Below are 7,803 nucleotides of genomic sequence, written 5' to 3'. Positions count from 1 at the left end.
CCGCCCCTCCGGGATGCCCGGACCGTCGTCCCTGACCGTCACGATCACCGCGTCCGGCTCGTCCTCGACGAGGATCCAGGCGCAGGCGTGCGCTCCGACGTGCCTGCGGACATTGTCCAGGGCGGCACTGACAGCGGCGGCCAGTTCCTTCGCCGCCGCCGGCGCGAGGAGCACCGGCGCGCCCGGCTCGGAGAGCGTCACCCGCGACCCGACGTGCGGGGCCAGGAGCGTGCGCAGATCGCACGGCGCCGTGTCGTCGTCCTCGTCGTCCGGCACCTCCACCGCGCGTACGAGGGCGCCCTGCGAGGCGTCCTCCGACACGTACGACGGGCGCACCAGGCCCCCGGCGACCAGGGTGCGCAGCGCGACCTCCTGCTCCCCCGCGAGCCGGCCGAGCTCCGCGGCCTCGCCGCCGATGGCCGTGCCGCGCCGCTGCACCATGGCGAGGACCTGGAGGACGCTGTCGTGGATGTCGCGGGCGAGGCGCTCGCGCTCGCGGGTCGCGGCCTCGATCTCCAGGGCGCGGGCGAGGGTGCGCTCGGAGGCGCGGGCCACCTCCACGACGTAGCCGATGGCGATGGAGGCGATGCAGACCAGCAGGACGTTGTGCACGGTGTCGCGGCTGAAGGCGCCGCGCTGCACCACGTTGGCGACGCCCACGAGGAGCGAGGCGAAGGCCGCCCAGCGCCAGCCGCCCTTGATCGCGTACGCGAGGACGGCGCCCGCCGTCCAGATGGAGGGCAGCGTCGGCCCGCCGTCGACGATCCGCTGGTGGGAGTCGGCGAGCGGGGTGAGCAGGATGCCGACGATCGCGAGGGTGAGGTCGGCGACGAGGAAGCGCCGGGTGCAGCTCGCCGCGTTCGCCACGCGGGGCAGCGTGGCCAGGGTCCAGGGCGCGAGCACCGCGTAGTACGCGATGGCCACCCAGGGGCGGTCGAGCTTGTCGTGCGCCGCGACGAAGAGCCCGATCGCGTACAGCATCGTCAGGACCCGGTAGGCGGTGAGCGCACGCCACAGCGGCTGCTCGACCGACATCCTCATGACTCTCTCGCGCCTGGCCATGTCCCCCACCCCTGAACGGACGCGGCTAGGAGCCGGACCGTTCCCCGTCCCCCGCCTTGTCCTTCTCGCCCGTCTTCTCGCCGGCCTTCTCCACGGCCTTGGCCGCCTTCGCCGCCTCGCTGATCTGACGCTTCGCGGCCGTCGCGTAGATGTCGACGTACTCCTGGCCGGAGAGCTTCATGATCTCGTACATGACCTCGTCGGTCAGCGCGCGCAGCACGAAGCGGTCCTGCTCCATGCCCTGGTAGCGCGTGAAGTCGAGGGGCTTGCCGATGCGGATGCCGGGGCGCATCAGCTTCGGCACCACCTTGCCGGGCGGCTGGATCTTCTCGGTGTCGATCATCGCGACGGGCAGCACGGGGGCACCGGTGGCGAGCGCCACGCGCGCGAGGCCGCCGGGCTTGCCGCGGTAGAGGCGTCCGTCGGGCGAGCGGGTGCCCTCGGGGTAGATGCCGAAGAGCTCGCCGCGCTCCAGGACCTCGATGCCGCTCTTGATGGCCGCCTCGCCCGCGCCGCGCGCGCCGGAGCGGTCCACGGGGAGCTGGCCGACACCCTTGAAGAAGGCCGCGGTGAGCTTGCCCTTCACGCCCGGCGAGGTGAAGTACTCCGCCTTGGCGATGAAGGTGACCTTGCGGTCGAGGACCGCGGGGAGGAAGAAGGAGTCCGAGAACGAGAGGTGATTGCTCGCCAGAATCGCGGGGCCTTCGGCGGGGACGTTCTCAAGGCCCTCCACCCAGGGCCTGAAGCCGAGCTTCAGCGGCCCTCCGATGGCAACCTTCATTGCGCCGTAGATCAAACCGAGTGCCTCCTGTGTCTGTGGATCAGACCATAACCCGGGGTGCCGCCAATGGGCCCGACGACCCTGGTCGGTGTCAGTCCGGTCGCGTACGGTGAAGTACTCCTCGAAACCCCTCCTCATCCCTCGATCCCCCGCCCCGTCGCGGATCCCCTCATCCCGGATCCCGCGGCACCTCTCACGAAGGAGACCGAAGGTGCCGGTCCTGCCCGGAGCCGAGCCGTACCGCCACGAAGGCGGCGAGGTCGGCGTCCTCCTCTGCCACGGCTTCACCGGATCCCCGCAGTCGATGCGCCCCTGGGCCGAGTACCTGGCGGAGCGCGGCCTGACCGTGGCCCTGCCGCTCCTGCCCGGTCACGGCACGCGCTGGGAGGACATGGCGATCACCAGCTGGCAGGACTGGTACGCCGAGGTGGAGCGCGAGCTGCGCGGCCTCCTGGAGCGGTGCGCGAAGGTCTTCGTCTTCGGCCTCTCCATGGGCGGCACGCTCACGCTGCGCCTCGCGGCGAAGCACGGCGACGCGATCAGCGGCATGGTCGTGGTCAACCCGGGCAACAAGCTGCACGGCCTCGCGCCGTACGCGCTGCCGGTCCTGCGCCACTTCGTGCCCACCACGAAGGGCGTCGCCAACGACATCGCCAAGGAGGGTTCGCACGAGCTGGGGTACGACCGCGTCCCGCTCCACTCGGCGTACAACCTGCGCAATCTCTACCGCGTGGTGGACGCCGAACTGCCCCAGGTGACCCAGCCGCTGGTGGTGCTGCACAGCCCCCGTGACCACGTGGTGTCGCCCGCCGACTCGGCCCGGATCCTCAGCCGCGTCTCCTCCACGGACGTCAAGGAGATCCTGCTGGAACAGAGCTACCACGTCGCGACGTTGGACCACGACGCGGACCGGATCTTCGAGGAGAGCTACGCGTTCATCGGCCGGCTCGCCCCCAGCGTCGGCAAGGAAGGGACGGCCACCGGTGGCTGAGCACGAGGCGGACCGCGAGGAGAGCAGAGAGCCGGAGAAGAGCCCCGAGGACAGGGCGCCGCGCGACGGCGTGCCCCTGGACGAGGAGGCCGCCTGGCAGGCGATCGTCGCGGGGTACGGCGAGGAGCCCGCGGACCCGCCGGGCGCCAAGCCCTTCAAGTCGGTCGAGGACCTGGCCCTCCTGGAGCCGGAGACGAACGGCCCGGGGCAGGACGGCCCCGGCGCGGGCAAGGACGGGGGCACCGACAAGCCGCTCGGCAGCTCGGTCTCCTTCGCGCCCGGCGTCGGCGGGCCGCGCGACTACAGCGTGCCGGAGCCCTCCGAGGACGACTTCGACGCGGACGACGAGGGGCACTTCGTGCCGCCGGAGCCGCCGCCGCTGCCCGAGGCGGACGTGACGGCCAAGTTCGCCTGGCTCGCCGTGCTGGGCGGCCCGCTGCTCATCCTGCTCGCCGTGCTGTTCGGCTGGCAGATGACGTGGTGGCTGACGACGCTCGGCATCGGCGGCTTCCTGGGCGGCTTCGCCACCCTGGTGATGCGGATGAACAGCGGCGACGACGAGGACGAGGACGACCCGGGGCGCGGCGCGGTCGTCTGACCCCCGCGGACCGCCGAAGGGCCCGCCCGGACACGCTCCGGGCGGGCCCTTCGGCGTCCCGGCCTCCGGCGTCGTACGCGCCCTTCGGCGTCCCGGACCGCCCCGCACGAAGCCCTCGGCGACCGCGATGGAACCCGATCCCGCCCACCGGCGAAGGAGAGGTGAACCATCCGCACAGCCCAAGCCTTCGAAGCGTTCAGACGAACGAAAGGAGCCCCGATGACCGTCGATCCCGGCGTCCCCCTTTCCACGGGGCAGCACCCACAGAGCGACGCCTGGTCCATCGAGCGGTCCCGGGACGAGCCCGAGCGGTTCGCCGCCCTCTTCGACCGGCACGCCGACGCCGTCCACCGGTACGCGGCCCGCCGGCTCGGTCCCGAGGCGGCGGAGGACCTGATGGCGGACACCTTCACCACCGCCTTCAAGGAGCGCCACCGCTACGACCTGGCGCGGGCCGACGCCCGCCCCTGGCTGTTCGGCATCGCGACCAACCTCATCGGACGCCACCGCAGGGCGGAGGCCCGCCGCTTCAAGGCGCTGGCCAAGGTGCCCGCCCCGGTGTCGCACGACGAGCCGGTCGCCGACCGCGCCGTCGCCCGCGCGGGGGCCGAGGGGATACGGAGCGATCTGGCGGCGGCCCTTGCGGGGCTCTCCGCCCGCCACCGCGACGTGGTCCTCCTGGTGGCGTGGGCCGACCTCAACTACGAGGAGGCGGCCCAGGCGCTGGGGGTGCCCGTCGGCACCGTCAGGTCACGGCTGCACCGGGCCCGCAGCACATTGCGCGAAGCACTGGGCGGATCCGATCCGACCGCTTTCCAGGAGGCACACGCCCATGAATGAACTCGATGAACTGCGCGGCTGGGACGCCGGGGCTCCCCCGCTGGACGACGACACGCGCCACCGCGCGCGGGTCCGGCTGTTCGCCGCGATGAACGGACCGGCCGCGGCGGTACGTCCCGTGCGCCGCCGCCCGGTGCTGCGCATCGCCCTCGCCGGCCTGGTGGCGGCCGCGGTGGCCGCGACCGTCGTGGTCACCGTCGACGGCGCGAAGGACGGGCAGCAGGCCGGGCCCGGCAGCTCCCCGAGCGTGGCGAACGTCGCCGCGGCGAAGGTGCTCCACGGCGCGGCCGCCTGGGAGCGCGAGCACGAGAAGCAGACCGTGGTGCCCCGCGACGACGAGTTCATCTACTCCAAGCGGATCATCACGGAGACGGAGCGGAAGACCGGCGAGGTCAAGAGCTACACCGACGAGATGTGGGACTCGGTGGACGGCTCCAAGCGCTCCTTGAGCATGGAGCTCGGCAGGGTCATGTGGGAGGAGCCCCTGGGCAAGGGCGGGGGAGTGTGGCCGCCCCGCAGGTGGGACGAACTGAAGAAGCTGCCCACCGACCCCGAGAAGCTCGTCCCGGCCATCGTCTCCATGGGCACCTCCGACAAGCCGATCAGCGCCTTCACCGAGGACGAACGGTCGGAGGCCTACTTCCTGCTCGGCGAGCTCCTGAAGTCGCCGACGCTGCCCGAGGGACTGCGCGCCGCGGCCTACGAAGGGCTGGCGCTCGTACCCGGCGTCAAGACGGTCGAAGGGGTCGAGGACTCCGCCGGGCGCACCGGTGTGGGGATCGCCTATCCCGACCAGTACAAGGGCAGGTACCTCATCTTCGACGCGACGTCGCACGAGTTCCTGGGCTTCCGCGACGAGCGGATCTCGCGCGACGGGAAGAAGAGGTACGTCCAGCTGTCGCACACGGTCGAGTGGGGGGTTGTCGACAAGGTGAGGCAGCGCCCGTAGGTCTCAGCGGGCGCTTGCCCGCAGGGCCTGTCGGGAGGGGGGAACCCTGAGGGCGGCCAGGACCGGAAGGTGGTCCGTGGCCGCCCTCAGGTCCGTCTCCGTGATGCCCGCCTGCCCCACCGGGACGCCGCAGCCCAGGACCTCGACCCCGCGCGAGGCGAAGATCGCGTCGATGCGCTGGCGCGGGTCGTCGGCCTCCGAGGAGTACTCGCCGCCCCAGGGCCTGACCGCCCAGCAGTCCTGGAGCGCGCCCGCGAGCAGCTTGAACGTGCGGCCGTTCGGCCGTTCGTTGAGGTCGCCGCCCGCGACCGTGTGCTCCACGCCCATGCCCGCAAGACGGTCGAGCAGCATCCCGCCCTGCTCGTACCGCTCGTCGGTCTGCAGGCTCAAGTGGCAGCTCAGGACGCCGAGTCGGGCGCCCCCGAAGCGGACGACGGCGGTCGCGAAGCCGCGCCGGTGCAGCCCCGGGGTGAGCGGGAGCAGCACGTCCTCGGTGCGCTCGACCGTGGCGCGCAGCGAGCAGAGCAGCGCGGGCCCGGCCGCGGTGCCGCCGCCGGAGAGGATCACGAGGTCGGCGGCGCGCGCGAGGCGGGCCAGCTTCTTGCGCCAGCGGAAGAACCGCGGCGCCTCCTGGACGAGGACCAGGTCGGGGTCGCAGGCGGCGATGACCCGGGCGAGCGCGGCGGTGTCGTCGCGCATCGAGCGGATGTTGTAGCTGAGCACGCGGACGACGGCCGAACCGTCGGGCTCGGTGCGGGAGTTGGGAAGCGCGTCGCTGGCCATGACGATCAAGATACGACAGTGCCCGCCGCTCCCCGAGGGGACGCGGCGGGCACGGTCGTATGCCGTGGCGCGGTCTCACATGACCGGGTCGGGCTCCCGCGCCAGGTCGGCCGCGCCGACCAGACCGGCCTTGTTGCCCAGCTGGGCGGCGATGACCTGGGCCTCGGGGCGCCAGTTGCTGCCCACGAGCCAGCGCTTGAAGGACTTGCGGATCGGGTCGAGGACCAGCTCGCCCTCGTCCGAGAGGCCGCCGCCGATGATGAACGCGGACGGGTCGAAGAGCGAGGCCAGGTCGGCGAGACCGGCACCGGCCCAGCGGGCCAGCTCGCGGTAGGAGTCGACGGCGACCGCGTCGCCCTGCCGGGCGGCCATCGAGATGTGCTTGCCCTCGATGCCCTCGGGGGTGCCGTCGCCCAGCGAGAGGAGGTACTCGGCGTTCTCGGGGGTGGCGTTGGCGCGCTGCTTCGCGTACCGCACGAGGGCGCGTCCGGAGGCGTACTGCTCCCAGCAGCCCTGGCTGCCGCAGCCGCAGAGCAGGCCGTCCGGCACCATCCGGATGTGGCCGAACTCGGCGGCCACGCCGAAGTGGCCGCGGCGCAGCTTGTTGCCGATGATGATGCCGCCGCCCAGGCCGGTGCCGAGGGTGATGCAGATGACGTTGCGGTGGCCCTTGCCGCCGCCGAACCTGTACTCGCCCCAGGCCGCGGCGTTGGCGTCGTTCTCCACGACGACCGGCAGGCTGACGCGCTTCTCGACCTCGTCCTTGAGCGGCTCCTGCCGCCAGTCGATGTTCGGCGCGAAGTAGACCGTGGAGCGCTGGCGGTTGACGTAGCCGGCGGCGCCGATGCCGACGCCGACGATCTCGTGACCGGCCCGCGCGCCCTCCACCGCGGAGGCGATCGCGTCGACGATCGCCTCGGATGTACCGGGGGTCGGCACCTTGAAGGTCGAGAGGATGGTGCCGTCCTCGTCGACCACTCCGGCCGCGATCTTCGTGCCGCCGATGTCGACGCCGATGGTGAGTCCCATGAATCCCTCAGTTCGATCGAGCCCCGCTAAGGCCCACCGTACCCGAGGGGGGTCAGTCCAGATCGATGTGTTCGCCCGCCGCGGGGCCCTCGTCCCGGCGATCCTGGCCCGGCGTCGCGTCGCCCGTCCCCTCGCGCCGCGTCCACCTGCTCTCCTGGCCCTCGACCGCGGAGCGGTAGGCGGCGAGCAGCTCGGAGCCGGCCGCCGCGAGGTGGTCGAAGACGTCGGGGTTGCGCTCGATGACCGGCTCGACCACGGCCTTGGCCTGCTGGACGACCTGCTTCACGGTCTGCTCGACGGCGCCCTGGGCGACCGCGCCGAGCAGCGGCGACTGGAGGCCGGAGAGCTTCTCGGACACGGCGTCGACGAGCTTCTTCAGCTCCTCGGCGGCCGAGCCGGGCGGGGGGCCGTACTGCGCACGGCGGCGGGCCTTCTCCTCGGCGAGGTCCTCGGCGCAGGCCGTCTCCCAGGCGTCGGCGTCGACTTCACGGGGTTCGCGCTCGGTGGCATCGCTCATGCCACTCGACGTTACCCGAATGGCGGTAGCCCGTTCACCGGCGTGCGCGACGGCGTCCCTCAGCGGCCGCGCGGCCACAGGTCCGGATCGGGCGCGAACCGCACCCGCAGCTCGCCCTCGCGCAGTCCGGCGCCCGCGACGGTGCAGCGGCGCAGCGCGGACGGCAGGGTGACGATGCGGCGGAAGGGACCGGCGGTGACGACGAGTTCGTCGCCGCGCCGGATCAGGCCGAGCTCCTCGCGGGCGACGCCGG

The 7,803-nt window shown here is 72.5% G+C and carries 10 protein-coding genes; 4 read left to right on the top strand and 6 right to left on the bottom strand.

Annotated features, from left to right (window positions below):
* Together macS and AOK22_RS36655 are read right to left on the bottom strand one after the other, a co-directional pair.
* Positions 1 to 1,062 (bottom strand): MacS family sensor histidine kinase (macS, locus tag AOK22_RS36660; protein WP_055702991.1); only part of this gene is annotated, 1,062 nt, incomplete at its 3' end.
* 25 nt (positions 1,063 to 1,087) lie between these two features.
* A complete protein-coding gene (locus AOK22_RS36655; RefSeq protein ID WP_237773333.1) occupies positions 1,088 to 1,843 on the bottom strand; it encodes a lysophospholipid acyltransferase family protein in 756 nt (251 codons plus the stop codon).
* A 211-nt stretch (positions 1,844 to 2,054) separates the two neighbouring features.
* Here AOK22_RS36655 and AOK22_RS36650 point away from each other — a divergent pair, with 211 nt between their 5' ends.
* The 4 genes from AOK22_RS36650 to AOK22_RS36635 all read left to right on the top strand — a co-directional run bounded on the left by AOK22_RS36650 (position 2,055) and on the right by AOK22_RS36635 (position 5,221).
* Positions 2,055 to 2,834 (top strand): alpha/beta hydrolase, encoded by a 780-nt coding sequence (locus AOK22_RS36650; RefSeq protein ID WP_055702989.1) that lies wholly within the window; start codon positions 2,055 to 2,057, stop codon positions 2,832 to 2,834.
* On the top strand, positions 2,827 to 3,432 hold the full coding sequence (locus AOK22_RS36645; protein WP_055702988.1) for a hypothetical protein: 606 nt from the start codon (positions 2,827 to 2,829) through the stop codon (positions 3,430 to 3,432). The genes AOK22_RS36650 and AOK22_RS36645 overlap by 8 nt, the downstream gene beginning before the upstream one ends.
* Positions 3,433 to 3,651: 219 nt before the next feature.
* Positions 3,652 to 4,272, top strand: a complete 621-nt coding sequence (locus AOK22_RS36640) for an RNA polymerase sigma factor (RefSeq protein ID WP_055702987.1) — start codon at positions 3,652 to 3,654, stop codon at positions 4,270 to 4,272.
* Positions 4,265 to 5,221, top strand: a complete 957-nt coding sequence (locus AOK22_RS36635) for a CU044_5270 family protein (RefSeq protein WP_055702986.1) — start codon at positions 4,265 to 4,267, stop codon at positions 5,219 to 5,221. The genes AOK22_RS36640 and AOK22_RS36635 overlap by 8 nt, the downstream gene beginning before the upstream one ends.
* Before the next feature lie 3 nt (positions 5,222 to 5,224).
* Here AOK22_RS36635 and AOK22_RS36630 read toward each other — a convergent pair whose 3' ends face one another.
* The 4 genes from AOK22_RS36630 to AOK22_RS36615 form a co-directional block, all read right to left on the bottom strand.
* The gene (locus AOK22_RS36630) at positions 5,225 to 6,004 is read right to left on the bottom strand and encodes an endonuclease/exonuclease/phosphatase family protein (protein ID WP_055702985.1); all 780 of its coding nucleotides are present in this window, start codon (positions 6,002 to 6,004) and stop codon (positions 5,225 to 5,227) included.
* Positions 6,005 to 6,079: 75 nt separating this feature from the next.
* Positions 6,080 to 7,033, bottom strand: a complete 954-nt coding sequence (locus AOK22_RS36625; protein WP_055702984.1) for an ROK family glucokinase — start codon at positions 7,031 to 7,033, stop codon at positions 6,080 to 6,082.
* Positions 7,034 to 7,085: 52 nt separating this feature from the next.
* Positions 7,086 to 7,550, bottom strand: coding sequence for a DUF5304 domain-containing protein (locus tag AOK22_RS36620; RefSeq protein ID WP_055702983.1), 465 nt, complete (start codon positions 7,548 to 7,550; stop codon positions 7,086 to 7,088).
* Positions 7,551 to 7,609: 59 nt separating this feature from the next.
* Positions 7,610 to 7,803, bottom strand: a 194-nt coding sequence (locus AOK22_RS36615; RefSeq protein ID WP_055702982.1) for an ArsA family ATPase, incomplete at its 5' end; no start/stop codon positions are given.

Source organism: Streptomyces silaceus (assembly GCF_001419745.1).
Taxonomy (GTDB): Bacteria; Actinomycetota; Actinomycetes; order Streptomycetales; family Streptomycetaceae; genus Streptomyces; species Streptomyces silaceus.
This window is presented reverse-complemented; position numbering and strand designations above follow the sequence as displayed.

Bases quoted from the DNA above. Each gene is read 5' to 3' on its own strand.
- AOK22_RS36635 (WP_055702986.1), top strand. From the start codon at position 4,265: ATGAATGAACTCGATGAACTGCGCGGCTGGGACGCCGGGGCTCCCCCG.
- AOK22_RS36625 (WP_055702984.1), bottom strand. From the start codon at position 7,033: ATGGGACTCACCATCGGCGTCGACATCGGCGGCACGAAGATCGCGGCC.
- AOK22_RS36640 (WP_055702987.1), top strand. From the start codon at position 3,652: ATGACCGTCGATCCCGGCGTCCCCCTTTCCACGGGGCAGCACCCACAG.
- AOK22_RS36630 (WP_055702985.1), bottom strand. From the start codon at position 6,004: ATGGCCAGCGACGCGCTTCCCAACTCCCGCACCGAGCCCGACGGTTCG.
- AOK22_RS36655 (WP_237773333.1), bottom strand. From the start codon at position 1,843: ATGAAGGTTGCCATCGGAGGGCCGCTGAAGCTCGGCTTCAGGCCCTGG.
- AOK22_RS36620 (WP_055702983.1), bottom strand. From the start codon at position 7,550: ATGAGCGATGCCACCGAGCGCGAACCCCGTGAAGTCGACGCCGACGCC.